Below are 24,977 nucleotides of genomic sequence, written 5' to 3'. Positions count from 1 at the left end.
AAGAGAAGTGTTTTTTATCGATTGTCTTTCAAATAGAAAGGAAACTGGTAAAATTAAGGGTATGAGCAAAAAGGAAAGATAAAGGCGGAGAAGTAAATGATAAATGAATCGTATCCGAGAACTCGGACTTCTTTAAGGGAAGATTTTAAGCAATTGGGACTGAAAAAAGGAATGACCGTGATCGTTCATTCTTCTTTACGCAAGATCGGATGGGTTTGCGGTGGGCCTGTAGCAGTAGTTCAGGCACTAATGGATGTCATAACAGAGGAAGGTAATCTGGTGATGCCCACCCAGTCCGTGGATTATTCTGATCCTTCCGAATGGGAAAACCCGCCGGTACCTCAGGATTGGTGGCAAACGATCCGTGACGAAATGCCAGCCTATGAACCTTCCATTACTCCAACGTTTTCGATGGGGGCCATTGTGGATGCCTTCCGGTCGTTTCCCGGTGTCGTAAGAAGCGGACATCCGACCGTTTCCTTTGCGGCTTGGGGGAAAGACAAAGAAATACTTATGGAAAATCACGCATTAGATGAAGGGTTTGGTGAAAGCTCCCCCCTGGCAGGAATTTATAACCGTGATGGTTATGTTCTGCTGATTGGTGTCGGCTATGGCAGCAATACATCGATGCATCTGGCCGAATACCGCATTCCCGGACAAAAGGGATTGGAAACGGGGAGCCCTGTTATGGAATCAGGACAAAGAGTTTGGAAGACTTATAAAAAAATAGAAACCAGGGAAGAACTGTTTGACCAGATCGGCCATGAATTTGAGAGTCATCACGGCTCTGAGGTTAATAAAGGACTTGCAGGGTCTGCTGAAACCCGTCTGATTCGGCAAAAGCCACTCGTGGACTTTACGGAAAAATGGTTTTTAGAGAGCCTTAAATCATAAATAACCAAGTAAAAAACAACCAGAGGTGTCTCCGGTTGTTTTTTTATCTGCCGCCGCAGCCGCATCCTCCGCCGCCTTGAGGCGGTTTTGTATACTGCTGAGGGTATGCAGGATTCTGTATAGGATAGCCTCCGTAAACACCTTGGCCATAACCCGGGACCATCCCATGGTAACCTGCTCCCATATATCCGCCCTGGCCGTAAGCTTGGCCAGGGTAACCAGGATAGCCTGGCTGTCCATAGCCCATTCCAGGCTGCATTCCGTACTGCGGATACTGTCCGTACCCGTAAGGATTCATCTGACGCATGAAATCGTTCCAATCTATTTAAATTTTATTTCTGTAGTTACAGCATATGTAGGTCTGGCAAGAGTGTACAAGATATTCAACCTAGTAAAATGTAATTTATTTTATGTAAGGATGAGTAAGCTGGGGATGATAAAAGCCGGTTGATTTTGCAGGTGTGAAGAGCTTGAATTTTAGTTAGGCTCATTTATTTCGGGTTAGGCTCAATTCCTGATCAGTTTGGCTCAATTATCTCTGTCTTTCGCTCAATTATGTCTTCCTGCCGCTCTTTTATGAAAAAAGAACCCTCCCGGATCTCCTTCCACTTTAAAAAACCTAAAAAGCAGAGGGGCACAAGCGCAATCTCGCGGATTCCCTCTGCTTTTCAGATGGAGGTTCAATCACAATTGTTATCCTTCAGTTTCAGGCTGAATATCAATATAGTGTGCAGAAGGCTTTCTTTTCTTAACACGGATTTTTAAGACACCGTTCCCGTACGTGGCTCGCACGTCTTCCTGTTTTACGGCAAAAGGCAGCGGGACAAGTCGCTCGACTCGTTTATTCGCCTGTTTGAATTGAGTGATATTGTTTTTATCATCGGCAAAGCGATTGGATTCAGAAGCAAATGCAATAATTTTAAGTGCGCGTTCCAGCACCTCGATTTGAATTTGGCTTTGATCATAGTTTTCGAGGTTGGCGTAGGCGATAAACTCATTTTTGGTCTCCTGAATCTCTAAGGGGAACGATAGATGGTCAACCATTGTCTGGTAATGCTCAAAGCTTTTATCAATGAATTGTTCTAAAGATTTAACCCACGTTCCCAATGACTTCTCATTAAAGAATGGCATGATGGGTCCGCCATTTTCAGGCATGATTTACCCCTCCTTATTCAGTAAATTAGTTGTTGCCGGCAACGTTCGAATCAACAGCATCTGTATCTAATGTGTTGGTTGAACTGATAAATGTAACGGTTTGCAGGAAATTGCCTGTATTTCCGCCTCCAGAGCCGCTATACCCTTTGCTTGTGCTTTTAGGATTAATGACAAGGGTGTCACCAAAGTTAACGACTCCATCGGCTTGCACAGAGGAAATGGTTACAGGCCCCACGATCAGTGATGGCAAGAGAACGAACCTCCCTTTTAGAAGTACCGTATAGATTGCATGCTGCTCTTATTAATATATGTGCAAATTCTTAAAGGGTGAGCAGATAAGAGGGTGAACACCTAGGAAATCGCGACATATGATATGAGGAGACTGTTGGCAGGGGGTGGTTTGAAGTGCCTGGAATCGTAGGGAGTATAAATATTGCCTCTGTATCGAGCAGCTCCATTGTCCATATCGGGGATGTTCAGGCCATCAATCCTATCAGCAATGCGAAGACCTTTGCAGGCGCTGGGTCGTTTAACACGGGTGATAACATAAGGACGAACACGGGCTACAACCTTACAAATACGTACGATATGGATCAGTTCGATAATACGAATATTGCAAATAACTAGAAGTGTTGATTTTAAAAGCAAATTTACAGCAGATCCGGCATAAAACTAAGTAAGGAGATGATGTTATGTCGGATAGCTATAATCAATACTATTATATCCAGCAGATGCAGGGGCAGCTTCAATGCCTGCAAGATAAAGTATGTGAACTGGAAAAGCAGATTGAAGAATTGACCAAGGATATGAAGAAAGTAAAAGACCAGCCGACCACACAAATCCAATATTCTTTTGATCAGCTGAAAATTGAGAGGCTTGACGGAACGCTTAACATTGGGCTGAGCTCTGAAAGTGACGGCAAAAACATGGTGGATGATTTTACAGTGGGCGGTGAATCCATCGCAGTTGGCGGCAGTAAACCACCCCCGGGTGCCATGAGTTCAAGCAGGGAATATACAGCCATCATGGCAAACCTGGAAGAATACATGAACCTTGAGGCACCGGAAGACATAACCAAAATAGAAGAGGAACAAGAACATAAACTGGATGAATCTTATCGAGAACTGATTTTGAATGATGTACGGACACAGCTTCCGGGCAGGCTGGAGCATTATCTTCAAAAGTATCCTCCGCAAAACCAGGAGGGCATACTGCTCGTTGAGAATAAAGTGAAAGGTGATGTGTATAAAGGAATCGAGCATTTCATCTTAAGCTTAAAGAACAATAACATAGGGGGTGAAAACCATGAGATTCCAGGTGATCAATCATGAACTGTCTGTTGGCTCTCTTAAAATTGTAGGGGTTAGTGTCTCTTCACTCGTTTTGGTTGGAGATGCAGGACATATTTGTCTGGCTTCCATATTTGATACACCTCCGGAATCACTCGTGGTCGGAACTTCTCTCGTTCCTCTGGCACTATAATATGATACCGAGAACATCGGAGGTCAATCATATCCACATCCGTTCAATATTATTTTCATCCATCGTAAATATCGGAGATACAGACCAATATGCGGCATTTTCACAGGCACTTGCCATTCAGAAGTATGAGCCGACTTTTGATTTGGCGTTAAGCGGACTCATTAATTTTCCGAACTACCAGGCGTTTACTATACCGCGCCCAAGGCCTACGCCGCCGAAAGAAGTCACTATGGAATCATATAATGATCCTGCCTATATCCGAGTAGGGGTTATTGATATTTTGGGTATATCAACAGCTGCCATGCTCCATATTGGAGGTATTCAAAACATCGACCTCGAGTCGAGGGTTAAGCATATAAGGGATTATCGAACCAATCCCGATCCGAAAAACCTGGCGATCGTTCCAGTATCACCGGTATCAAGGCACAAGCAAGACCATGGACAAATGAGGGAGGAATAATCTTGAATCTGTTTGTTAACCAGACCATTACCATCTATCAGTTAAAGGTACAGGGGATTCAGAATTCATCCGTCATGCAAATCGGCAGTGCGGGCATGATCCGGCCTGTTTCTAACTTGTACAATACAGGAGGCTTCACCGGGGAAGCTCCTCCGCTTGCCGCGGTCCCAGCTGTCGAACTCCCTGCACCTTCATAAATGTTTACAGCTAATAAACAAAGAAAGGAGGGATACCATTGGATTCATGGAAACAGATGATGGAGTGGAAGAAGTTTGCTGATCAGTACCTTGGCCAAAATTTCTTTTCTCCTTACCAGCAGCAGGAAGACACACAGAGGGAGCAACAGCAGTCCCAGCCGCAAGAAGAGCGGGGATTTCCGGCTGTTAATATTTATGAATCTGAGAATGAGCTCTTATGCATTGCTGCCATTCCAGGCCTTGAGAAAGCGGAAGATGTGGATGTCTATGTGGATGACAGGAGCGTTCATATCAAAGGGAAAACCAACTTGATCGGAGGAAAATATAGAATAGCCAAGGAAGAGTTCGGTTCAGGAGCCTTTAGCAGAGAAGTGGAACTGCCGTATCGGGTCCGCAGTGACGCCATTCATGCGACGTATAAGAAAGGATTCTTGTACATTAAGCTTTATCGGCTGCCCGCTGATCGTCAAAAACCAAAAAAAGTAGACATCCGAAGATTTGATGATTGACCGATTGACATTTTTGGGAAATTCGACTAAACTGATGGTGATAAAACTAGAAAGGAACAGGTGTATCGTCCAATGCGTAACTAACTCCTATTTTAATTGAACTTTATATTCATTTTTGAATCTAAACTTCGGATAGGATTAGTTTGCCAATTTTTCATACCTGTTTTTTTTACGTGATACCCGGTTTTACGGGACAGGTATCGTTATTTTTGTGCGAATTTTTCCTCTCTGATCAAAACAGGGAGGTTTTTTTTATGCTTTTATTAGAAGCCGCAAATATTGAAAAGTCATACAGTGACCGGTTGATTATAAAACTCTCAGAACCGCTGAAAATCAACAGAGGGGACAGGATTGGCATCGTAGGATTGAACGGAGCCGGAAAATCAACGCTGATGAACATTTTAGCAAAGGAAGAAGCTGCAGATACAGGCAGTGTTCATGTCTTTGGAAGAATTTCGTCAGTTTTGCAATTTGGAGATGAGCTGGAAGAGAACCCTTCGGACGCTTTGCAAAGAATCTGGGGAATTCAGGACAAGGAATGGCTGACCATGAGTGGAGGCGAGAAAACACGGTTGAAAATTGCCTCCGCCCTGCAGCAGAACCCTGACCTTTTATTTCTGGATGAACCGACAAGCCATCTGGATCTGCAGGGAATTCAGCAGCTGGAGAATGAATTGAAGAGCTTTCCTGGGGGCGTTGTGCTGATTTCGCATGACCGGGCGTTTCTTGATGAAATCTGCACGAAGATCCTGGAGATCGAAAATACAGTTCCAACCTTTTATTCAGGAAACTACTCAGCATACCGTAAACAAAAAGAACATGAGCGAACCCGTCAATTTTTTGAGTATGGGGAGTATACGAAAGAAAAGCAAAGACTGCTTGAAGCTGCACGGGAAAAGACACAAAAAGTAAAGAGCATGAAGAAAAAGCCGAGCCGGATGAGCTATAAAGAAGCCAATCTCGGCAGGGGAAGGGTTAAAAGCAAGCAAGCGGCGATGATGAAGAATGTTAAAGCGATGGAAAAACGGGTAGAACAGCTGGAGAAAAAGGAAAAGCCGAGAGAAACGGAAGCTGTTCAGTTTGATATCCAGCAATTTACGCCAGTGCATGCTAAACAGGCGATCCAGGTAAAAGACGCTTCAAGGTCTTTTGGAGACCAGTTATTGTTTGCTGGCATTTCATTTATTATAAAGACCGGCAGCAGAACAGCCCTTATTGGTCCGAACGGCTGCGGAAAGTCCACCCTGATCAGCATGATCCAATCTGCACACCCGGCAGTATCTTTGTCAAAGGCCGTGAAGATTGGATATTTTAATCAGCAGCTCAACATCCTGAATGAAGATCTTTCTATTCTGGAGAACGTTTCTAAAAATAGCCCGTATTCCGAGGAATTCATTCGGACTGTACTCGCACGGCTGTTATTTAAAAGAGAAGATGTTCACAAAAAGGTAAGTGTGCTGAGCGGGGGGGAACGGGTAAAAACAGCATTGACGAAGGTTTTTCTTGGAGATTATAATCTTCTGCTGCTCGATGAGCCGACGAATTATCTGGACGTTTTTACCAGAGAGGCGCTGGAAACGGTTTTAAAAGCTTATCCGGGCACCATCTTGTTCTCGACACATGACCGCCACCTTATGAATGCATTGGCAGATCATGTCCTTGTCTTTCAGGATTATCAGAGTGCGTTATTTTCGGAAGGGAATTATGATGCTTTTCAGCAGCGGGATTTAAAGCTGGATAAAACTCCATCGATCAACCAAGGTGAACTATTGGCTCTGGAACTGGAGCTTGCTGATATTGTGGGGCGCTTGTCCATACCGCGGAAAGGCGACCAAAAAGAGGTGCTTGAAGAACGGTATAACGAGCTCATCAAAACTGTGAATGAATTGAGAAAGATAACTTAATACGGAAAAAAGGGGCTGCCTGAAGGTCAATTTTCGACTTTCTGGACAGCCCCTTTTTCAGATTGTTTTTTACTTGTTTTCTTCATCCTGTCTTATTGGGGGTTCTTCTGCATCACCGATTTCAGTTGAATAACTTATCTGTTTTAAGTCGTATTCATGAGCGACAGAACCGCCAGCCATGCCTTCGTTAATCATCCGGTCGATATCAAGGTAGAGTTCTTTTCGGCCTTCATAATCTGTTTCTTTTTCTGACATAATGACATGATCCCTCCTTTTTCAATAGTCTGCCCCAATTTGCGGAAAACGAGCTTAGAAAAAAACGATAAAGGGTATAGAAGACTATTAATTGTAACTTTGAGGAGGAGCATCACATGGATTACAGCCAGGTTGTCGAGAGGTACTTTTTTCTGATTCGAAAAAGACACCTGAAAGGCGCTTTGAACATGAAAGAGTACAATAAGAAAGTGGAACTGATTAATTTATGGTTTATTCGTCATACCTTGCGTTCCGGTCTCGCAAAAAAGGGAGCGCAGTAAGACTAATTCATATAGGGATACATATGGAAGCTTCCGATTATTAATTTCGGAAGTTTTTTTATAAACAGGAAAACAGGAGGAGAATGAAGTATTCTTAAAGTGAAACTTAATAAGTCATCAGCCGTATAAGAGGCAGTAACTTTTTACATACTTTAGGAGGAAGACAAAATGAACAATCATGAGATCGATTATAAGATTCATGGAGATGACATGCAGTTTGTTGAGGTGGAACTTGATCCGAGTGAAACCGTGGTCGCTGAGGCAGGCGCCTTGATGATGATGGAAGACGGCATCAGCATGGAAACCATTTTTGGCGATGGATCAAGTCAAGGGTCTGGGTTAATGGGCAAGCTGTTTAATGCCGGTAAACGGATGCTGACAGGTGAAAGTCTGTTTATGACTACCTTTACGAATGAAGGTTCAGGCAAAAAGCATGTTTCCTTCGCTTCACCTTACCCGGGGAAAATTATTTCGATGGATTTGAGCGAACACGGCGGTAAGATCATTTGCCAGAAGGATGCTTTTTTGGCTGCTGCTAAAGGTGTCTCAGTAGGAATTGAACTTCAGCGCAAGCTTGGTACAGGTTTTTTCGGCGGTGAAGGATTTATCATGCAGAAGCTGGAAGGCGATGGAATGGCTTTCGTTCATGCCGGCGGAACCATTCATGAAAAAACACTGGAGCCTGGAGAAGTGCTGCGTGTGGATACAGGCTGTCTTGTTGCGATGACGAAGGACGTAGACTATAGCATTGAGATGGTAAAGGGAGTAAAAACCGCATTATTCGGCGGTGAAGGGTTATTCTTCGCCACCTTAAGAGGCCCGGGTAAAGTGTGGATTCAGTCCTTGCCGTTCAGCAGACTTGCCAGCCGGGTATTTGCCGCTATCCCGCAATCAAAGGATGAGGGAAGCCTGGCAAAAGGTCTCTTTAATATTTTTGATGGTGATTGATCATTTTGGAAATAAAAAAGGGGGCTATCCAAGAAAGTCTGGAAGCTGTTGATTTCCGCTCCAGGCTGCTCGCTTTTACCGGCGCTAGCTCCTACTTTCGCGGGGTGTGCGATGAGCCTTACCGGCGTGAATGCCTACTTTTTGGTGCAAGCACCGGCGGGAGTCTCACCTGTCACGCTAGTCCCGCAGGACAAGGAAGGCTTCGGCAGCGTTATATCGCACGAAGAAAATGTGAAATTCATTTTCGAGGAGTCTCGCACCTTGCACTCCAATCAACTTTTCATTGAAGATTTTTCACGCCAAAAAGGAGCTGCCTGAAGGTCAATTTTTGACTTTCTGAGCAGCCCCTTTTTTTATGTATTACTCCTGAACCTTATAAGGATCAATTTCCCTTTGGGATTGAAGCTGAATCAATCGTTCAAGATTTTCATTGGTCAGACGGTCTGCTTCGTTTTTTTGTTTCATAAATCCCATTGTTTTAAAGATGAAAACAATCGTTAAGACAATCATAAATAATGCCACGAGTACATAAAGAACACCAAACAAGCCGAAAAACATGCCAACCGCGTTAAATGGATCGTTACTCACAATATTTCCCCTCCTTTCGCCATAATTAGACTATAGATAAATTGCCGTAATCACTTCTCATTAAACCATATTTTAGAAATTATTTCCTTTCGTTTTGATAAATTGTCTATAGTGATAACCTTAAAACTCACGATTGTTCTTCCGGGCGATGATCTTTGTTACAATAGGAAGAGATAATTAATGATGTGAGGTATGTGTGAAAATGAGTATACTATCGGTTGAAAATATATCCAAAAGCTATGGGGACAAAACCCTGTTTAATGAAATATCCTTTACAGTCAGCGAAAAACAAAGAATCGGCATCATTGGAGTCAATGGAACCGGGAAATCCACTCTTCTTAAAATCATCGCAGGGGTGGAGACCGCAGATACAGGTGAAATCATCCATGCCAATGAATTTCATATTGAATACCTGCCGCAGTCTCCTGTCTTTGAAGAGGGTGTAACCGTCCTTGAGGCTGTCTTTTACGGAAGTTCACCTTTAATGCAGCTGCTCAGAGAATACGAAACGGCGATTAAACGTCTGGAGGGCGACCCTCAGAACGAAAAATTTCAGAATCAGCTGTTTTCTTTACAGCAGAAGATGGACGCCATGGATGCCTGGGACACGAATACAACAGCAAAAACGGTCCTGACCAAGCTTGGCATCCCCTCATTGGAGCAGCAGGTAAGCACCCTTTCAGGCGGCCAGCAAAAGCGCGTTGCCATCGCACGGGCGCTCATTCAGCCAGCTGATCTGCTCATTCTGGATGAACCGACCAACCATATTGATAATGAAACGGTAGAATGGCTGGAGGATTTCCTGGCCAAATACCGTGGCGCCTTGCTGATGGTGACACATGACCGCTACTTTTTGAACCGGGTAACGAACCGCATGATCGAGCTCGATGAAGGAAACCTTTACAGCTATGAAGGAAACTATGAAATGTTTCTGGAGAAAAAAGCAGAGCGAGAGGAGCGGGAAGCTTCCTCGGAACAGAAAAGGCAGAACCTGCTTCGCCGTGAGCTGGCTTGGCTGAGAAGAGGAGCGAAGGCAAGGACGACGAAACAAAAAGCAAGAATTCAACGTGCGGAAACTCTACAGGAGCATTCGGGCCCTGAACAGAAGGGCCAGATGGAAATGGCTATAGGCTCAGCCAGGCTTGGCAAAAAAGTCATGGAGATTGAAGGAATCTCTAAATCATTCGGAGAGAAAACTCTCTTTACCGATTTCAGCTATCTTATGATGCCTGATGACAGGCTTGGAATCATCGGTAAGAACGGTAGTGGGAAAACAACACTGTTGAACATCCTGGCCGGTAAGATTCTTCCGGATTCGGGCCAAGTTGAAACCGGCCCCACGGTTAAACTGGGATTCTATACGCAAAACCATGAAGAAATGGATGAGAACTTAAGGGTGATTGAGTATATTCGTGAAGCTGCAGATGTCATTTATACGAAAGACGGGCATTCGATTACCGCCTCGCAAATGCTCGAACGGTTTTTATTTTCGCCTAGCGCACAGTGGACCTACATCTCCCGATTATCTGGAGGGGAAAGACGGCGACTCTATTTGCTGCGTGTTCTAATGGGTGAACCGAATGTGCTGTTTCTGGATGAGCCGACGAATGACCTGGATATTGAAACATTATCCGTATTAGAGGATTATCTGGAGCACTTCCCTGGAGCTGTTATTACTGTATCACATGACCGTTATTTCCTTGACCGTACGATGGAACATCTTTTTGCGCTTGAGGGCAACGGGGAAGTCAGGCGATTTGATGGAGATTATTCAGCTTATCTCGAACAGAAGAGACAAGAGGACGAAATGGCCTCCACTGTAAAAACAGAGACTCCATCAGAAGTTAAACCGAAAAAAGAAAAAGCACGCCGGCTCTCCTATAAAGAACAAAAAGAATGGGAGACCATCGAGAACGTCATTGCTGAATTAGAAGAGAAACACGAAGAAATCGAATCTCAGATTGCTTCAGCAGGAAGCGATTTCGGCAAGATTGATGGTTTGTTCCGTGAGCAGCAGGAAGTTGCGGATAAGCTGGAACAAGCGATGAACCGCTGGGAAGAGCTTTCAGAGATTGTAGAAGAAATCGAACGAAATAAATAAGTATGAGAAAAACCGCTCCTTTTTACAGGTGCGGTTTTTCTGTTTGATCTTTTTTAAAGGCTTTTCCTGTAAGAATATTTTTAACGTACCAGACCGGCCCGACAAGAAGATAGACAGGGTTGCTGAGAAAAGAGGGTTTTTTGCCCTCAAAGAGGTGTCCGATAAATTGAAGCACCCAGCCGAGGATAAATAAAGCGAGCGCTGTTTTCCACATCCAGAAAAAGAGCGGAAGCGAAACAACGATCATTGGTATACCGATGGTGTGTGTAAGTTTATTCATGGGATGCTGATGATCTTCTTTATACTTTTCAACGAAAGATTTGGCAGCCATCTTTCATCCCTCCTTTTCTAAGTTCTATTCTTGTTACTGGCTTCCCATTCCTTCTAATGAAGTCATTTATAGGAATATTCGACTATTTTTTCAAATTACCGACATAAAACGCACATATCGACAGTATCTTTTATATAGACAAAGGAAGGGGGGTGAAATGATGAAAAGAATTAGCTATTTTATCGCAGGAGCAGCTGCCGCGGCTCTTCTCTTCCTTCCGCAGCAAGTATCAGCGGCGAAAGAAAATCAGCATTCCTTACAGCAGCCTCAGCAAAAGCTGGAAAAGGTGCAAAAGGTAAATCGAATGGCAGAGGAAAAAGATCAACAAACGAAGAACAGCAGAAAAACGGTTAAAAACATTCCTCATCAGAAAGAAAAGACGACTCCTGCAAAACCAATACGGAACCATAAGGAAAAGGTTAATAAGAGGGCCGTGCCTTCTCGACGTCCTGTAAAGGCGGTGAAAAAAGCTCCTCAGAAAACCAAAACACTTCCTTCAACTCCTGCAGCCAGCCGTCAGCCGGAACGAAATAAAGGGGATTTCAAGAAGGCTGTTCAACCGGTCAAACCCATACAGCAAAAAAAGAAAGACATGAAACCTGCTGTTACGAGACCATCTGGCAAAGAAAAGATTGAAGTACAAAAGGAAGTCCGTCCTGTTTCTTCTATAAAAAAGGAAAGCCGTCAAGCAAAAAAGGCTGCCGAACATAAAGAACCCAGGAATCATCTGGAGAAAGTGCCGAGCAGCCCTTTGAAACCGTTATCAAAGAAGATTCCTGTAAACCCATCTTCTAAGTTGATTTTACCGGGTGCTTCGCCTTCTTCCGGCCACTCTGGCAGCAACGGGGACAGCGGAGGACAATCATCCACTCTTTTTACTTTTAAAGCATACATAATGGACAGTGATCGAATAACTGGCTCTTCAGCAAAGCTGCTGGGTGCGTCAAATAGGGATTTTCTTAAAAGCCAATGGGTGAATGCTCCTCCATCTCAGCCGCCCGAAATGCTCTTTCAAATCTTTTATAAATAAATCAATCAAAAAATAAAAAAAGAATTGAAGGAGTAAACAATCATGAAAAAAATGAACGGTATGTTAATTAAATCTTTCGTATTTGCAGGAACACTTTCTATTGCAGCATTAGCTGGAGGAGAAGCAACTTCGGCAGCACCAGGCCATCACAGTGAAAAAGCAGTAAAAACACATGTGACAACTCACGTTAAAACTCATGCAGCAACACCTCAATCACCGCAAAAAGCGAGTGAGAACGCAAAAGAAAAAGCAAACAAACACTCCGCAGTCCATGGTGTTAAACATGAAGAAAAAGTGAAAAAACCAAATGTGCACAAGTCCGAAGAAAAAGAAGTAAAAGCAGAAAAAGTAAAAGTAAAAAAAGTGAAGCCTGTAAAAGAAGTAAAAGTAAAGAAAGAAAAGAAAGAAAAAACAAATCCTTCTTCTGAAAATAAAGCTCATTCTCAAGCCTATCATGCAAGTGAGAATGCGAAAAAAAATGAAGCCCCTAACTCAGCAGTACATGCTGCTGTGCCAGCAGTGAAACCGTCTGAACCAGTGAAACAAGAAGATCAAATCAAAGATCAAGAAGAAGCGGATACAGAGATTGTTGTAACCGTTCCAGAAGATCTTGAAGACGAAAAAGAAGTCAAAGATGAAGATCAAAAGGTTACAGAGCCAGTAAAAGATGAAGACGAAGATGCAGTGAAAGAGGAAGAAACAGAGAAGGAAGAAAAACAGTGTACATCTGAAAAGGAAAGCGAAAAAGCCGAAAAATCTGATGATACTGTAGCGCCTGCAGCTAATCAGCAAGAAGACGAAGACCAAGACTATGATCAAGATTATGATCATGATCAAAACAATGAAGATGAAGATCATGATTCAGAAGATGTGAACAAGAATGTGATTCTATCCACTGTTCGCATTTCTTCTGAAGATCAAGATTCTTCAGACGAGTAATTAGCAGCCAGGCGATTATCGCCTGGTTTTTTCTTTTCAATAATACGTCATAAGAAGCTTGTGGACTCTTGCCTATGAGGCAGGAGTCCTTTCAATATGAACAAATGTGTTTTCAAACTAGTAAAAATATTCTAATAATAGTAAATTAGTAGCATTTCAAAATACTAGGGATATGATACTTTTATATAGCAAGAAATTACAAAATATTCATAATCTACTATCTGGAGGGGTACAATTGGGAAAGTGGAGTAAGAGATTGGGAGCATCATTGGCAATTACCGGGCTGTCTTTAGGTTTAGTTTCCACATCGGTGTTTACAGGGTCTTTGGACGCAAAAGCAAAAACAGCGATGAAAGAAACAGTAGCAAATCATTACAGCAATAGTCATTCCGCACTAGACCTGGCTATTGTAAACGATGATAAGTTAATAGATTTACTCATTAGAGAAGGAAAAGTCTCCAAGGATGCATCCGAAAAAGAAAAGCAAAAAGCATTGCATGATTATCTCGAGTTAAAAGGAAAACCGGATGCTGTGAAAGAAAAAGATCCGCTTGCACCTAAAGCAAAAGCAGCCAATGCGGAGAAACAGCGTGAGTTCAAAGGATTCACGAACGGCCTCCTGCATGGAAACGGCAAAAAGAAAGGGCAGTATAAGAAACAACCGGATCCGGTTAAAGAATCTCTTTGGCAAGGAGATGTGAAAATAGGAAAATTGCTGACGCTGACGGTTGAATTTGCAGATACGCCTCATAACGCCATTAAACCAAATGAGACGGATAACTATTACAAAGATTATAACCTTCAGCATTATGAAGATATGATCTTTGGTAAAAACGGAGTAAAAGGGCCAAACGGTGAAGACTTTGTTTCACAAAAGCAATTCTACGAACAGCAATCTGGAGGTACATATACTGTAGATGGTAAAGCGTACGGATGGCTGAAGGTTCCTGGAACAGCCGCTTACTATGGTGCTGATAAAGCATCCGGGGGCCATGACAATGTAACACCAGGCGGATCCAAGCAGCTGGTCATTGATACATATAATGCAGCCAAAGCAGCCGGTATTCCGCTTGAAGACTATGATTTGGAAGATCCGCATGATCTGGACGGAGACGGCAACTACTGGGAGCCGGATGGCCTCGTTGACCACCTGCAGATTATCCATGCGGGTATGGGACAGGAAGCTGGCGGCGGTTCACTAGGAAACAATGCGATCTGGTCTCACCGGTCTGCTAAATTTGTTGATCCCGATGGCCTTGGTAAGGGGACACCTGGATTCTATGATTACACCATGATGCCTGAAGACGGGGCAACAGGCGTATTTGCTCACGAATATGGACATGATCTCGGCCTTCCTGATGAATACGACACGATTTATTCGGGTACAGGTGAAGCGGTTGGCTACTGGTCCATCATGGCAAGCGGATCGTGGGCAGGTAAAGTGCCTGGTGCAGAACCAACTGGATTCTCACCTTGGGCGAAATCTTATTTCCAAACCACGCTAGGCGGAAACTGGACTACTCCAACCATTGTGGACTGGAAAGATGTTTCAACGAAAGGATCGCAATTCCTTTTAGATCAGGCTAATTCTCCGAACGGACAAAACGACCAGGCGATTCAAGTGAATTTGCCGAAAAAGAAAACACCAGTAAACACTCCAGCAGCCGGATCATATGAGTACTGGGGCGGCCAGGCTGACGAGATGGATAACTCCATGGTGACCAATGTAGACCTTACAGGCAAGCAATCCGCAACCCTGACCTTTGATGCATGGTACGATATTGAGGAGCAGTGGGACTTTGCCTTTGTACAAGTTTCCACCGATGGCGGTAAGACATGGAAATCTCTTGGAAACAACAACACTCGTTCTGACGTCGTTCCGGAGGGATATCCTACAATTCTAGACTCTATGCCAGGATTTACAGGCAACTCCAATGGCTGGCAGGCGCAGTCCTTTGATCTTTCCGCTTACAAAGGACAAAAAATTCAGCTTCGCCTTCGTTCCGCTACGGATTGGGGAACCAGTCAGGCAGGCTTCTACGCAGATAACATCAAAGTAGTAGCTGATGGTGCAACTCTTATAGACGATGGAGCTGAGAAAGATCCGTCTGCATTCACATTAAAAGGCTTTGAAAAGTCAGACGGCAACAAATACAGTGACCACTACTACTTGCTCGAATGGAGAAACCATCAAGGAGTAGATGAAGGTCTTGCCCATATCAAACGTGGAAGCACCCTCATGAGTTATGACGGTGGAATGGTTGTATGGTATGTGGATCCTACCTATACTGACAACTGGACAGGCGTTCACCCTGGCGACGGTTTCCTTGGTGTCGTAGATTCACACATCAATGACTTGAAATGGAACACGGGCGTAGAGGCCAGCACCCGTTTCCATATTGCGGATGCTGCATTTGGATTGGATAAGACATCTGGTCTGAATATCGATTATCCAGGAGTGCAAACGTTGACTGAACCAGCTCAACAAGCAGTATCTCTCTTTGACGACAGCAACTCCTTCAAAAACCCATTCATGCCGGACGCGGGCCGCAACACAGACAACTACGGTCTGAAGGTTCGTGTGAACGGGGAAGCTTCTGATAATTCAGTAGGAGCAATTGTTATTTATAAGTAATCTATAATTAATCTATAAAGCTCTTCTATTTTTAAATAGAAGAGCTTTATAGTTCTTTAGTCCTATTAAACTATGAGAAAAATTTGCCATTTTAGTAATATAGTACATCCTCTTTACCTGAGTAATATGGTAGATTTAGAAAGAAAGATTACAGAAAATTCATGCTGTTCAAAACAGGAGGGGTTACATTGGGAAATTGGTCTAAGAAATTAGGCTCATCGCTCTTGATCACAGGGCTTTCATTGAGTCTAATGTCACCTGCAGCATTTGCCAGCAATGCACAGCCGGAAAAAGGAAAATCGACGCAGTTTGCACCAATCGATATGAACGTGGTGGATCAAGACAGACTTGCCAAAGCTTTAAAGGATCGTGGAATCATTAAAAAAGATGCTACTAAGATTGAAACGGCCAAAGCCGTTCAGAAGTACATAGCAAAAAAGAATGAAAAAGTTGGGGGAGTTCAAGTAAATGCTGCCTCATCAGCAAGCAAGAAAAATATCGACCTTAAAGCAAAAGATTTCCTTTATAAACAAAAACAGAAGCTGTCAAAAAAGTTAAATAACAGCCACTCCAAAATGCAAAAAGGCCTTCCGAACGGGTTTGTAAAAGTAGACCCTGCAAAAGGCAAAAAATACAACGGCCCAGTTCGTAAAGACAAGGTCCTTGTGCTTTTAGCCGAGTACTCTGATTTTAAGCACAACAACATTGATCAAGAACCAGGTTATATGTATGCGAAGGATTTTAACCAGCAGCACTATCAAGATATGCTGTTTGGGGACAAGCCTTTTGAACTGTTTGACGGCTCAAAGGTAGAAACCTTTAAGCAATATTATGAAGAGCAGTCAGGAGGAAGCTATACAGTAGACGGAACCGTTTCACCTTGGCTTACAGTTCCAGGGAAAGCGGCTGACTATGGTGATGACTCTCCAAAAGGCGGAAACGATAACCAGGCACCACTAGGGCCTCGTGATTTTATTAGAGATTCTTTGGATGCGGCAGTTAAGAGCGGTATAAATCTAGCTGACTATGATAATCTTGATATCTATGATCTTGATGGCGACGGAAATATCAACGAACCGGACGGATTGGTTGACCACTTGATGGTTATTCACGCAGGCGTTGGCCAGGAAGCTGGCGGCGGAAAACTGGGAGACGATGCGATCTGGTCTCACCGCTGGAACCTCGGAAGTGTATATCCAGTACCTGGTACAACTGGCGGCTGGAAGGGTCAAATGGCTGCCTTCGATTACACGGTTGAACCTGAAGATGGAGCAGTTGGTGTATTTGCCCATGAATTTGGCCATGATTTAGGTCTTCCGGATGAGTATGATACTCAGTATACCGGTGACGGTGAACCGGTTGCTTCCTGGTCCATCATGAGCGGCGGAAGCTGGAACGGTAATATTGCGGGAACAACACCTACAAGCTTTTCACCGCAAAACAAAGATTTCTTCCAAAACACCATTGGCGGAAACTGGGCAAATGTTCAGCAAGTTGATTACAGCAAAATCAATAAAATTGGTCTTCTCACAAAAGTTGACCAGTCTGTAACGAAATCGAACAACCCGGGTATTGTAAAAGTAAATCTGCCGGATAAAAAGGTTCAAGGCATTAAGCCGGAATTCGGCCAGAAGTACTACTACAGTACTAAGGGCGACGATCTTCATACAACAATGACTACACCTGAATTCGATTTGACAAACGCAAAAACAGTAACATTCAATTTTAAAGCAAACTACGAGGTTGAGTATGATTATGATTATTTGACTGTAAAAGCTGTAACAGATGATGGAAAAGAAAAACTAATTGATACTATCGGCGATGATGATACCAATGGCGACAACTCTGCAGAAACATCCAACGGCAAATGGGTAGACAAGTCATATGACCTTTCCCAATTTGCAGGCCACAAAGTAAAATTAGTTTTTGAATATGTAACAGATGGCGGTTTGGCACTGAATGGATTCGCGATGGATAACCTTTTATTAACAGTAGACGGCAACGTTGTCTTCTCTGATGATGCGGAAGGAACGCCTAAATTGACATTTACAGGCGGAGCTAAAGCTACAGATGGAATCGACTTTAAGAAAAACAACTACTACATCGAATGGAGAAACTACGCTGGTGCAGATAAGGCCCTTCAATTTGCGCGCGGAGTAAAATACAACACTGGTATGCTCGTATGGTATGCGGATGACAGCTTCTCTGATAACTGGACTGGACCGCATCCAGGTGAAGGCTTCCTTGGAGTAGTAGACTCTCATCCGAAAGCAATTGTCGGTACGTTGAATGGCAAGCCTTCAGTTGAGAATTCTACACGTTACCAAGTAGCTGATGCTGCATTCTCTTTTGATAAAGCTCCGGCTTGGTACATCAACTCTCCATCCAGAGGAATCTTTGACTACAAAGGTTCTAATGGTGTAACATCATTCGATGACTCTAAACAATACATCGATATGACGGATTATAATGGCAGCGAAGAAGACGGTGTCATCGATGACGCAGGACGCAAGGTTCCTAATCTAGGACTGCAGTTCCACGTGATTGGTGAAGCGAAGGACAACTCTGCTGGTGCGGTTTGGATCCGTCACAGATAATTACGTTAGTTTGAATAAACCTGAATGGCATCAGCCATTCAGGTTTATTTTTTGAATTTTTGAATAACCTATTTACAAATCCTGCATACTTATACTATAGTTAGATTATTAAAGAGTCTTTAAGGAGGTATGTTATATGAGCATTGTTACTGAATACGCCATTACTGTTGTTAATTTCATATCACAGCCCTCCGGTAATATGGACATTTAATTTCTTTGAAGTATTTCAATGGTTAAGTGATTTTACCCGTGGGCTGTGAACAGCCCGCGGGTTTTTAATTGTAGAGGAATTCTGTCATTATGCAGATATCCAAAAGACCGGTGCGCCGGTCTTTTTTATTTTAAATAAAATCAACCATTTAATCATTGGAGGAAACCAAATTGAATTTAAAACAATTAGGATGGGATCTATTTTTTGAAGAAGGATATGCATCATTCGATAAGGAAAGCTACACCGTTGGCCGGGTGGCTCTTGAGCATAAGGGAATGTACCGGTTGTTTACCGAGCATGGTGAACTTCTAGCCGAAGTGACAGGAAAGCTCCGCCATATGGCATCAGAACGGCAGGATTATCCGGCTGTCGGGGATTGGGTAGTGATAACAGCAAGGCCTGAAGAGAAGAAAGCTTCGATTCACGCTATTCTTCCTCGTAAAAGTAAATTTTCAAGAAAAGCAGCCGGCCATACAACAGAAGAGCAGATTGTCGCAGCAAATGTGGATACGGTTCTGCTCGTCAACGCATTGAATACTGATTTTAATTTAAGACGAATCGAGAGGTACTTGCTGATGGCTTGGGAAAGTGGAGCCAATCCTGTAATTGTCCTTAGCAAAGCTGACCTGTGTGAAGATATTGAAGAAAAAATCAGGGAAGTGGAAGAGGTGGCGATGGGTGTTCCCATCCATGCGATCAGTGCGGAAAAAGAAGAGGGGCTGGAGCAGCTTTCTGCTTATCTTGAAGAAGGTAAAACGGTTGCCTTGCTCGGTTCTTCAGGAGTAGGTAAATCTACATTGACGAATGCGCTATACGGTGAAATGAAACAAGATGTAAAAATGATCAGGGAGGATGATGACAAAGGGCGGCATACGACAACTCACCGGGAACTGATTCTGTTAAAAAGCGGTGGTATTGTCATTGATACGCCGGGAATGCGGGAGCTTCAGCTGTGGGAAGCGGATGAAGGAGTGGGGCACAGCTTTTCGGATATTGAAGGGCTTGCGGAGCAATGCAGGTTTCGGGATTGCAGCCACACCAATGAACCCGGCTGTGCGGTTCAGCGGGCGATTAAGAATGAAACACTCGATGAAGCCCGCTATAACAGTTATGTCAAACTGCAAAGAGAGCTGGCTTTCCTGGCGCGAAAGGAAGATCAGCGGGCAGCACTGGCCGAAAAAGCAAAGTGGAAAAAGCTTGCCGGTGACCGTACACGTGTACATCGCAAATAAGACAAAAGAGCTGCCCGCAGGCAGCTCTTTCATTTTATACTTGGCATTCTTTAATTTCCTGCAGCACACCGTCCCATAGTTTGATTCGCATCTCCAAGGATTCCATAGCGGCCGTTTTGGCTTGCTGAAGCTTCTCTGGGTCATCTCCGCATACGGAAAGGAGGAGTCTTTCAGCCAGAGGGCCATGTTCATCTCCGTCGAGCTCAATATGCCGGTGCAAATAATATTTCAGCCATTTGGCTTCAATTCCGTTCGTAGAAACTTCATCCACCAGCACCTGAAACATATCAGGAATAAGATCTTCACGCCCGAAAAAGAAGGCAGCTGCTACTTCATGTACCTCACCGCGCTGTGCCAGCTTTAAGCTGTGGCGGGTGAACTCGGCAGCGCTGGATGGGATCTCATCAGAATCAAGTGACAAGAGAGGATCCTCGCCTTCTTTGACGCGTGTCAAATAAGTCACGATAGGATTCGTATCCGCCTTTACTTCTTTCATTGATTTTAAGTAAAGCTCGAAGTGGCTGATAAAACCACCTTCGCCGTCTTCATCAGTCTCTTCTCCCAGCACGATTTCATTAATAAAGCGTGCGTATTCCGGGTGAGGCTGAGGCATCCAGGGAAGAGACACGCTGGTCAGTTCGATCTGAAGTTTCTTCAGCAGGCTCATAAAATCCCAAACCGCGAACACATGGTGTTTCATAAGAATTTTCACCCGTTCTGCGTTTGTCAGTTCTTTGTAAAGCGGGTGGCTGATTAATTTTATCCTTACAGCAGTGAGTTCATTAAAAGCTTGATGTTCCATGTAAAGCATCCTTTCTTTTATTCTGGTGTTTGATGGACAAACAGAATGGTAATGTTTATAAGATAACGGAAAAATATTGCGAGGTGATCAATTTTGCTGCAAAGATTCACAACACAGACACATAAACGAGATGAAATGATCGATGTGACGGATACCGTTCGTGCCTATGTTCAAGAGCAAGGCGTGCAGGAAGGCCTGCTGTATGTTTATTGTGCCCATACGACAGCAGGGATAACAATCAATGAGAATGCAGATCCAGATGTAAAATCGGACATGTTGATGAGGCTGGATGAGGTGTATCCGTGGGAGCATCCGAAATACCGGCATGCTGAAGGCAACACAGCCTCCCATTTAAAAGCGAGTACAGTGGGGTCCTCACAAGTGGTCTTTATTCACCAGGGAGATCTGGTGCTCGGCACGTGGCAAGGAATCTATTTTTGTGAGTTTGACGGCCCCCGTTCCCGCAACTATTATGTAAAAGTCATTCCTGATTAATGCAAAAAAGAAATCCTCCTTAGAGAAGGAGGATTTCTTTTTAATTACAGCCTTATTGTAAGCTTCCGCCAGCCGTTTGATAGCGGGCGAGAAACTCCTGTTTAAATTGATTGGCAATCGCACCATCATGGACAAATAACGAGTTTTCATCATTCACATCGTTTCCATTCGTACTCCAATTCGTGGATCCAGTGATAACAGTAGGGTCACTGGATGTGTCAGCATCCACGATCATGTATTTATGATGGAGTTTACGTACTTCTTTATCCATATAAACAGGAGCTGGATTTTTCCAGCGGATATTCGGGTTATTGGTACTGGTTTGGCTTGCGGTTCGGCCGGTCATATCGATTGATGCAGACCACCACATGTTCCAATAGGAATCTTCGAAAACACCTTTTAAGTCAAAACCGGTTAACGTCCCTTGCAAGTCTTGATCTGAACCTTCCCATTTCACTTTTAAAGCATCCACCAGAGCCTGGTCGGACCAGGCAAAAATAGAGAAATAGGTATTTTCATCAGCTGACGTTTTTATATAATCAATCATTTGCGGAACGGCATTGTCACCCGGTGAAAAATAAACATCCACCATTTTGCTGCCGACGGTTATATGATGAGGGGTATTGTCTGATTTTCTTGGCCCGAAGTTGGCGTTTACCCGGTCTGGGGAACGAGTAGTACTTCCCCACATTTCTTCAAATTCCGTTTTGTAAGCCGCGGCTAATTCCGGTGAATTGAATTCTATGGAATGATTTGAATTTCCATCGGGAATTCCCTTTTCTCTGTTTTCATCGGTTCCATACAAACCGGATGTGGTAAAATTCCAGCTGCCTGTGAACGTCCATGTCCCATCGATGAGCGCAAACTTGTTGTGCATCTGATTATCCGGTGCATAATACGCATTGGAAGATTTGGATTCACCTTCAACCATTAAATGGCCGGTTTGACTGGCTGAGCCGACGGTAACCGTTTTTTGAGGAAAATCAGAATATCCATCCGCTGGCAGTCCATATTGTTGCCTTTTTGTTGGGTCTTCTACTGCAAACATGACGGAGTCAGAAAGGATAGCAGCGTCATCTGCCGTATGAAGCACACCATCTTTTCCTCGCAGAAGTTTCTCAAGGTCGGCTCTCATTAATTCGTAGCGTTCATCGTGCTCTGGATCACTTTGCCCCTTGGCATCTGCAATCATTCGGACCTGGACACCAGCCGCCGCTTTGTTTAATAAAGCGTCTATGACTTTTGGGAGATTGATCTCATATGTAGCGATGTCAATAGAATTAGTGGCAGAATTAATTCGATTAATCAGCCTGTCTTCTAAGTTAATATTATAATTCGCTTCATTGTTCTGCGAGGCATATTCCGGCAGTGCCGATTTGTTGAAGTAAACGTTTATGGCACCTGGTCCGTTTTGGACACTGTTAAGATGTTCTGTCTGGCTGCCTTGTGAAACTGCTGCGGACATCGGCGTTCCATAACCAGCATCATAAGCGACAGCAGAAGTCATCCAATTCGAGGGGTCATTACCGGGTGCAGCGGCATCCATTCTTTCCATTGTAGCCTTCGTTACAGCATCACCTGCATACCAGGAACCTACTGAATCTTGAGCTGTATTCTGGGGATCCACTAGTTCAAGTGTTTCTCCAGTATTGGATAAGGCTCCTGTATAAATCATGTTGGCCTTAATGCCAGGGACGGTATTGTCATCTGTACGTTCAAGCAAATAGTAGCCGTTTGCTTCTATTTTTCCGGTGAGCTGGATGGAAGGAGTGCCATCTGCTGATTTAAGAGCCCACCCTGATAAATCAACAGGATATTGTGAAGGGTTATATAATTCAATCCATTCATCATTTGCATCCGCGGTAGTTCCCATCCAAGCGACTTCATTAATGATTGGATGAGGGGATACCGCATCTGCTTTTTTCCCTTCATAAAAAGTGCCTAAAAAACTGGTTGTACATAAAGAAACAATGATTCCAAGTTTACTCCAGTTCATTCCCATTCCCCTTTTACTGTTTGCTGAATTGCAAAGTAACTATAGCACAAGAAAAGAAGGGCATAACTGGGTAATTTAAAATGTAAATAAAGATGGTTCTTTGAGAGGATATAACAGTTATGTCAAAAGTTTTATTTAATAATTTTTTTAAAAAATCTAGGCTATTAGCATTAGAAAGAAATTTATCGAATGATAAGGTCTTCTATTTCTACCAATGAGTCTTTTGCGCTTGAGTAGATGGACAGATCAAAAAGATGATCCATTGCTGTTGGCTCCTGATTAATTAATACCTTCTTGCCTTTTGTCATAGAAGGCAGCTGATTCACGGGATAGACTTGCAGGCTGGTGCCGATGACAATCACCAAGTTAGATTGCTCAATAGCTGTTATCGCCTGCTGCCAAACTTGTTCAGGCAGGAGTTCTCCAAAGAGAACGATTGACGGACGAAGTTTTCCTCCACAGGAACAAGCTGTTCCTTCTTTAAATGCTGCAGCTGAATGTTCTTTATGGCATGTGTGGCAATAGATCTTGCTTAATGATCCGTGGAGTTCATGTACATTCCTGCCGCCTGACCGGAGATGAAAACCATCGACATTTTGTGTAGCGATCGCATGAATGAGGTTTAGTTCCTGTAACCGCGATAATACTTCGTAACCTTGATGGGGGAAACATGTCTCAACATCCTGAAGTCTAAGGGAGTAGAATTCGTGAAACAAATCATAGTGATCCTCCAAGGCATCGATTGACGATACATAGGCGGGATCGTAATTTTTCCATAAGCCGTTCTGGGATCTGAAATCCGGTATCCCGCTCTCGGTTGACAATCCTGCCCCAGTTAACAGAACGGTATACGATGAACCTTTGATCCATTCAGCAAGCTGTTCAAGTGCTTGTCGATTTGCCATCCGCTCATCTCCTTTTTACTGCAATTATAATATAGGCAAATGAGTTCTCCTTATGTTTTTACACAATTAACGGTATACTTTAATGTAACAGCAATAAATAGATGGGGGATTACTATGGTTAAAGTTTTATTTGTATGTCTTGGAAATATATGCCGTTCACCTATGGCTGAAGCGATATTCAAGGATATGGTCCAAAAAAAAGGCTTGGATGACAAGATTTCAGTGGACTCTGCCGGAACGGGAAACTGGCATGTAGGCGAACCGCCGCATGAAGGAACACGGGATTTATTAACGAAGAAAAATATTTCTTTTGAAGGATTGAAAGCAAGGCAGGTTGTGGCTGGAGATCTTACGGAATATGACTTTGTTATCGGGATGGATGCTAAAAATATCGGTGATCTTCAGCAGCTGGCAGGCCATGTACCTGCGAACCATGTGGCAAGGCTTATGGATTATGTTCCTGAAAGTAAGGCAGAAGATGTGCCGGATCCTTATTTTACAGGAAACTTTGATGAGGTTTATGAACTGGTCACAGAGGGATGCCATCATTTGCTTGAAGATATAGCGGTCCGCGAAAACTTGTAGAGGAGATGGCTGAATGGGGATTATACGTCAACTTTCAACGGAAAAAGAAATAAAAGAAGCTTTTCCTGTTATGAAACAGCTTCGTCCGCATTTAACCGAGGCGTTATATCTTGCATTAAATGAAGAAATGCAGACTAACGGGTATACGCTGCTTGGCTGTTATGATGATGAAACACTTGTGGCTGTAGGGGGTTTTGCCATCATGACAAACCTTTATTACGGTAAACATGTGTGGGTGTATGATTTGGTGACTGACGGAAACCTTCGCTCAAGAGGGTTCGGGGAAGAACTTCTTTCGTTTATCGAATCATTTGCTCTTCATAACAGCTGCGACTGCGTGGCTCTGTCATCAGGAATTGCCAGAAAAGATGCCCATCGCTTCTATGAAGGCAAGATGGGATATGACTGTGTCAGCCATGTTTTTAAAAAGGATTTTGGAAACTAA

The 24,977-nt window shown here is 43.5% G+C and carries 29 protein-coding genes; 20 read left to right on the top strand and 9 right to left on the bottom strand.

Going from position 1 to position 24,977, the window contains the following annotated elements:
* The first annotated feature begins 96 nt into the window (after nt 1–96).
* Nucleotides 97–894 carry an AAC(3) family N-acetyltransferase gene (locus OKX00_RS19960; protein ID WP_265408555.1) on the top strand — a complete coding sequence of 266 codons (798 nt, stop codon included), beginning with the start codon at nt 97–99 and terminating at the stop codon, nt 892–894.
* A 43-nt stretch (nt 895–937) separates the two neighbouring features.
* On the opposite strand, the gene OKX00_RS19955 is transcribed toward OKX00_RS19960, so the two are convergent.
* From OKX00_RS19955 to OKX00_RS19945, 3 genes are all read right to left on the bottom strand, one after another.
* Nucleotides 938–1,201: a hypothetical protein gene (locus OKX00_RS19955; protein ID WP_082683607.1), complete on the bottom strand. Its 264-nt coding sequence runs from the start codon at nt 1,199–1,201 to the stop codon at nt 938–940.
* A 386-nt stretch (nt 1,202–1,587) separates the two neighbouring features.
* Nucleotides 1,588–2,049: an Hsp20/alpha crystallin family protein gene (locus OKX00_RS19950; RefSeq protein ID WP_265408554.1), complete on the bottom strand. Its 462-nt coding sequence runs from the start codon at nt 2,047–2,049 to the stop codon at nt 1,588–1,590.
* Nucleotides 2,050–2,074: 25 nt separating this feature from the next.
* Nucleotides 2,075–2,299: a spore germination protein gene (locus OKX00_RS19945; protein WP_265408553.1), complete on the bottom strand. Its 225-nt coding sequence runs from the start codon at nt 2,297–2,299 to the stop codon at nt 2,075–2,077.
* A 155-nt stretch (nt 2,300–2,454) separates the two neighbouring features.
* Between OKX00_RS19945 and OKX00_RS19940 the strand changes: the two genes are divergently transcribed.
* The 7 genes from OKX00_RS19940 (at nt 2,455) to abc-f (ending at nt 6,601) form a co-directional block, all read left to right on the top strand.
* The gene (locus OKX00_RS19940; protein ID WP_053355709.1) at nt 2,455–2,676 is read left to right on the top strand and encodes a spore germination protein; all 222 of its coding nucleotides are present in this window, start codon (nt 2,455–2,457) and stop codon (nt 2,674–2,676) included.
* Nucleotides 2,677–2,741: 65 nt separating this feature from the next.
* Entirely contained in the window at nt 2,742–3,380 is a 639-nt protein-coding gene (gene gerPC, locus OKX00_RS19935) for a spore germination protein GerPC (protein WP_265408552.1), read from the top strand.
* The gene (locus OKX00_RS19930; RefSeq protein WP_265408551.1) at nt 3,355–3,531 is read left to right on the top strand and encodes a spore gernimation protein GerPD; all 177 of its coding nucleotides are present in this window, start codon (nt 3,355–3,357) and stop codon (nt 3,529–3,531) included. Before gerPC ends, OKX00_RS19930 begins: the two co-directional genes overlap by 26 nt.
* A 1-nt stretch (nt 3,532) precedes the next feature.
* On the top strand, nt 3,533–3,991 hold the full coding sequence (locus OKX00_RS19925) for a spore germination protein GerPE (protein ID WP_265408550.1): 459 nt from the start codon (nt 3,533–3,535) through the stop codon (nt 3,989–3,991).
* Between the two features lie 2 nt (nt 3,992–3,993).
* Entirely contained in the window at nt 3,994–4,188 is a 195-nt protein-coding gene (locus tag OKX00_RS19920) for a spore germination protein GerPB (protein WP_062238614.1), read from the top strand.
* A gap of 38 nt (nt 4,189–4,226) precedes the next feature.
* Nucleotides 4,227–4,697, top strand: a complete 471-nt coding sequence (locus OKX00_RS19915; protein WP_053355704.1) for an Hsp20/alpha crystallin family protein — start codon at nt 4,227–4,229, stop codon at nt 4,695–4,697.
* 254 nt (nt 4,698–4,951) lie between these two features.
* Nucleotides 4,952–6,601, top strand: coding sequence for a ribosomal protection-like ABC-F family protein (gene abc-f / locus OKX00_RS19910; RefSeq protein ID WP_265408549.1), 1,650 nt, complete (start codon nt 4,952–4,954; stop codon nt 6,599–6,601).
* Between the two features lie 69 nt (nt 6,602–6,670).
* Here the strand turns inward: abc-f and OKX00_RS19905 are convergent, their stop codons facing one another.
* Entirely contained in the window at nt 6,671–6,856 is a 186-nt protein-coding gene (locus OKX00_RS19905) for a hypothetical protein (RefSeq protein WP_053355702.1), read from the bottom strand.
* A 116-nt stretch (nt 6,857–6,972) separates the two neighbouring features.
* Here OKX00_RS19905 and OKX00_RS19900 point away from each other — a divergent pair, with 116 nt between their 5' ends.
* From OKX00_RS19900 to OKX00_RS19890, 3 genes are all read left to right on the top strand, one after another.
* On the top strand, nt 6,973–7,137 hold the full coding sequence (locus tag OKX00_RS19900) for a hypothetical protein (protein WP_156316262.1): 165 nt from the start codon (nt 6,973–6,975) through the stop codon (nt 7,135–7,137).
* Between the two features lie 168 nt (nt 7,138–7,305).
* On the top strand, nt 7,306–8,085 hold the full coding sequence (locus tag OKX00_RS19895; protein ID WP_053355701.1) for a TIGR00266 family protein: 780 nt from the start codon (nt 7,306–7,308) through the stop codon (nt 8,083–8,085).
* 48 nt (nt 8,086–8,133) lie between these two features.
* On the top strand, nt 8,134–8,403 hold the full coding sequence (locus OKX00_RS19890) for a hypothetical protein (RefSeq protein ID WP_265408548.1): 270 nt from the start codon (nt 8,134–8,136) through the stop codon (nt 8,401–8,403).
* Nucleotides 8,404–8,445: 42 nt separating this feature from the next.
* Here OKX00_RS19890 and OKX00_RS19885 read toward each other — a convergent pair whose 3' ends face one another.
* Nucleotides 8,446–8,673, bottom strand: a complete 228-nt coding sequence (locus OKX00_RS19885) for a hypothetical protein (RefSeq protein WP_265408546.1) — start codon at nt 8,671–8,673, stop codon at nt 8,446–8,448.
* A gap of 202 nt (nt 8,674–8,875) precedes the next feature.
* On the opposite strand from OKX00_RS19885, the gene OKX00_RS19880 reads away from it, so the two are divergent.
* On the top strand, nt 8,876–10,774 hold the full coding sequence (locus OKX00_RS19880) for an ABC-F family ATP-binding cassette domain-containing protein (protein WP_265408545.1): 1,899 nt from the start codon (nt 8,876–8,878) through the stop codon (nt 10,772–10,774).
* Between the two features lie 22 nt (nt 10,775–10,796).
* Here OKX00_RS19880 and OKX00_RS19875 read toward each other — a convergent pair whose 3' ends face one another.
* Complete coding sequence (locus OKX00_RS19875; RefSeq protein WP_062238605.1) at nt 10,797–11,105, bottom strand: Mpo1-like protein; 309 nt, start codon at nt 11,103–11,105, stop codon at nt 10,797–10,799.
* A 157-nt stretch (nt 11,106–11,262) separates the two neighbouring features.
* On the opposite strand from OKX00_RS19875, the gene OKX00_RS19870 reads away from it, so the two are divergent.
* The 5 genes from OKX00_RS19870 (at nt 11,263) to rsgA (ending at nt 19,749) form a co-directional block, all read left to right on the top strand.
* A complete protein-coding gene (locus OKX00_RS19870) occupies nt 11,263–12,135 on the top strand; it encodes a hypothetical protein (protein ID WP_265408544.1) in 873 nt (290 codons plus the stop codon).
* 42 nt (nt 12,136–12,177) lie between these two features.
* Entirely contained in the window at nt 12,178–13,074 is an 897-nt protein-coding gene (locus OKX00_RS19865; protein WP_265408543.1) for a hypothetical protein, read from the top strand.
* A gap of 235 nt (nt 13,075–13,309) precedes the next feature.
* Nucleotides 13,310–15,709: an immune inhibitor A domain-containing protein gene (locus tag OKX00_RS19860; protein WP_265408541.1), complete on the top strand. Its 2,400-nt coding sequence runs from the start codon at nt 13,310–13,312 to the stop codon at nt 15,707–15,709.
* 251 nt (nt 15,710–15,960) lie between these two features.
* Nucleotides 15,961–18,306, top strand: a complete 2,346-nt coding sequence (locus OKX00_RS19855) for an immune inhibitor A domain-containing protein (protein WP_265410595.1) — start codon at nt 15,961–15,963, stop codon at nt 18,304–18,306.
* Between the two features lie 381 nt (nt 18,307–18,687).
* The gene (gene rsgA, locus OKX00_RS19850; protein WP_265408540.1) at nt 18,688–19,749 is read left to right on the top strand and encodes a ribosome small subunit-dependent GTPase A; all 1,062 of its coding nucleotides are present in this window, start codon (nt 18,688–18,690) and stop codon (nt 19,747–19,749) included.
* A 34-nt stretch (nt 19,750–19,783) separates the two neighbouring features.
* On the opposite strand, the gene OKX00_RS19845 is transcribed toward rsgA, so the two are convergent.
* Nucleotides 19,784–20,551, bottom strand: a complete 768-nt coding sequence (locus OKX00_RS19845) for a DUF3050 domain-containing protein (protein ID WP_265408539.1) — start codon at nt 20,549–20,551, stop codon at nt 19,784–19,786.
* Between the two features lie 93 nt (nt 20,552–20,644).
* Here OKX00_RS19845 and OKX00_RS19840 point away from each other — a divergent pair, with 93 nt between their 5' ends.
* On the top strand, nt 20,645–21,046 hold the full coding sequence (locus OKX00_RS19840) for a secondary thiamine-phosphate synthase enzyme YjbQ (protein WP_416054266.1): 402 nt from the start codon (nt 20,645–20,647) through the stop codon (nt 21,044–21,046).
* Nucleotides 21,047–21,098: 52 nt separating this feature from the next.
* On the opposite strand, the gene OKX00_RS19835 is transcribed toward OKX00_RS19840, so the two are convergent.
* On the bottom strand, nt 21,099–23,042 hold the full coding sequence (locus OKX00_RS19835) for a phospholipase D-like domain-containing protein (protein WP_265408538.1): 1,944 nt from the start codon (nt 23,040–23,042) through the stop codon (nt 21,099–21,101).
* A 182-nt stretch (nt 23,043–23,224) separates the two neighbouring features.
* Nucleotides 23,225–23,947, bottom strand: a complete 723-nt coding sequence (locus tag OKX00_RS19830) for an NAD-dependent deacylase (protein WP_265408537.1) — start codon at nt 23,945–23,947, stop codon at nt 23,225–23,227.
* A gap of 114 nt (nt 23,948–24,061) precedes the next feature.
* On the opposite strand from OKX00_RS19830, the gene OKX00_RS19825 reads away from it, so the two are divergent.
* Complete coding sequence (locus OKX00_RS19825) at nt 24,062–24,532, top strand: low molecular weight protein-tyrosine-phosphatase (protein ID WP_053355690.1); 471 nt, start codon at nt 24,062–24,064, stop codon at nt 24,530–24,532.
* 13 nt (nt 24,533–24,545) lie between these two features.
* Nucleotides 24,546–24,977 (top strand): GNAT family N-acetyltransferase, encoded by a 432-nt coding sequence (locus OKX00_RS19820; RefSeq protein WP_265408536.1) that lies wholly within the window; start codon nt 24,546–24,548, stop codon nt 24,975–24,977.

It is taken from the genome of Fictibacillus sp. KU28468 (assembly GCF_026153615.1).
In the GTDB taxonomy this organism is placed as follows: Bacteria; Bacillota; Bacilli; order Bacillales; family Fictibacillaceae; genus Fictibacillus_C; species Fictibacillus_C marinisediminis.
Note: the sequence above shows the minus strand (reverse complement) of the source record. Positions and strands in the feature narration are given on the sequence as shown.

Excerpts from the sequence above, each read along its gene's own strand:
- OKX00_RS19880 (WP_265408545.1), top strand. The coding sequence starts at position 8,876 with ATGAGTATACTATCGGTTGAAAATATATCCAAAAGCTATGGGGACAAA.
- OKX00_RS19825 (WP_053355690.1), top strand. The coding sequence starts at position 24,062 with ATGGTTAAAGTTTTATTTGTATGTCTTGGAAATATATGCCGTTCACCT.
- OKX00_RS19870 (WP_265408544.1), top strand. The coding sequence starts at position 11,263 with ATGATGAAAAGAATTAGCTATTTTATCGCAGGAGCAGCTGCCGCGGCT.
- OKX00_RS19905 (WP_053355702.1), bottom strand. The coding sequence starts at position 6,856 with ATGTCAGAAAAAGAAACAGATTATGAAGGCCGAAAAGAACTCTACCTT.
- gerPC (WP_265408552.1), top strand. The coding sequence starts at position 2,742 with ATGTCGGATAGCTATAATCAATACTATTATATCCAGCAGATGCAGGGG.
- OKX00_RS19830 (WP_265408537.1), bottom strand. The coding sequence starts at position 23,947 with ATGGCAAATCGACAAGCACTTGAACAGCTTGCTGAATGGATCAAAGGT.
- abc-f (WP_265408549.1), top strand. The coding sequence starts at position 4,952 with ATGCTTTTATTAGAAGCCGCAAATATTGAAAAGTCATACAGTGACCGG.
- OKX00_RS19950 (WP_265408554.1), bottom strand. The coding sequence starts at position 2,049 with ATGCCTGAAAATGGCGGACCCATCATGCCATTCTTTAATGAGAAGTCA.
- OKX00_RS19855 (WP_265410595.1), top strand. The coding sequence starts at position 15,961 with ATGTCACCTGCAGCATTTGCCAGCAATGCACAGCCGGAAAAAGGAAAA.
- OKX00_RS19895 (WP_053355701.1), top strand. The coding sequence starts at position 7,306 with ATGAACAATCATGAGATCGATTATAAGATTCATGGAGATGACATGCAG.
- OKX00_RS19875 (WP_062238605.1), bottom strand. The coding sequence starts at position 11,105 with ATGGCTGCCAAATCTTTCGTTGAAAAGTATAAAGAAGATCATCAGCAT.
- OKX00_RS19960 (WP_265408555.1), top strand. The coding sequence starts at position 97 with ATGATAAATGAATCGTATCCGAGAACTCGGACTTCTTTAAGGGAAGAT.
- OKX00_RS19820 (WP_265408536.1), top strand. The coding sequence starts at position 24,546 with ATGGGGATTATACGTCAACTTTCAACGGAAAAAGAAATAAAAGAAGCT.
- OKX00_RS19925 (WP_265408550.1), top strand. The coding sequence starts at position 3,533 with ATGATACCGAGAACATCGGAGGTCAATCATATCCACATCCGTTCAATA.
- OKX00_RS19835 (WP_265408538.1), bottom strand. The coding sequence starts at position 23,042 with ATGAACTGGAGTAAACTTGGAATCATTGTTTCTTTATGTACAACCAGT.
- OKX00_RS19845 (WP_265408539.1), bottom strand. The coding sequence starts at position 20,551 with ATGGAACATCAAGCTTTTAATGAACTCACTGCTGTAAGGATAAAATTA.
- OKX00_RS19900 (WP_156316262.1), top strand. The coding sequence starts at position 6,973 with ATGGATTACAGCCAGGTTGTCGAGAGGTACTTTTTTCTGATTCGAAAA.
- OKX00_RS19955 (WP_082683607.1), bottom strand. The coding sequence starts at position 1,201 with ATGCGTCAGATGAATCCTTACGGGTACGGACAGTATCCGCAGTACGGA.
- OKX00_RS19865 (WP_265408543.1), top strand. The coding sequence starts at position 12,178 with ATGAAAAAAATGAACGGTATGTTAATTAAATCTTTCGTATTTGCAGGA.
- OKX00_RS19930 (WP_265408551.1), top strand. The coding sequence starts at position 3,355 with ATGAGATTCCAGGTGATCAATCATGAACTGTCTGTTGGCTCTCTTAAA.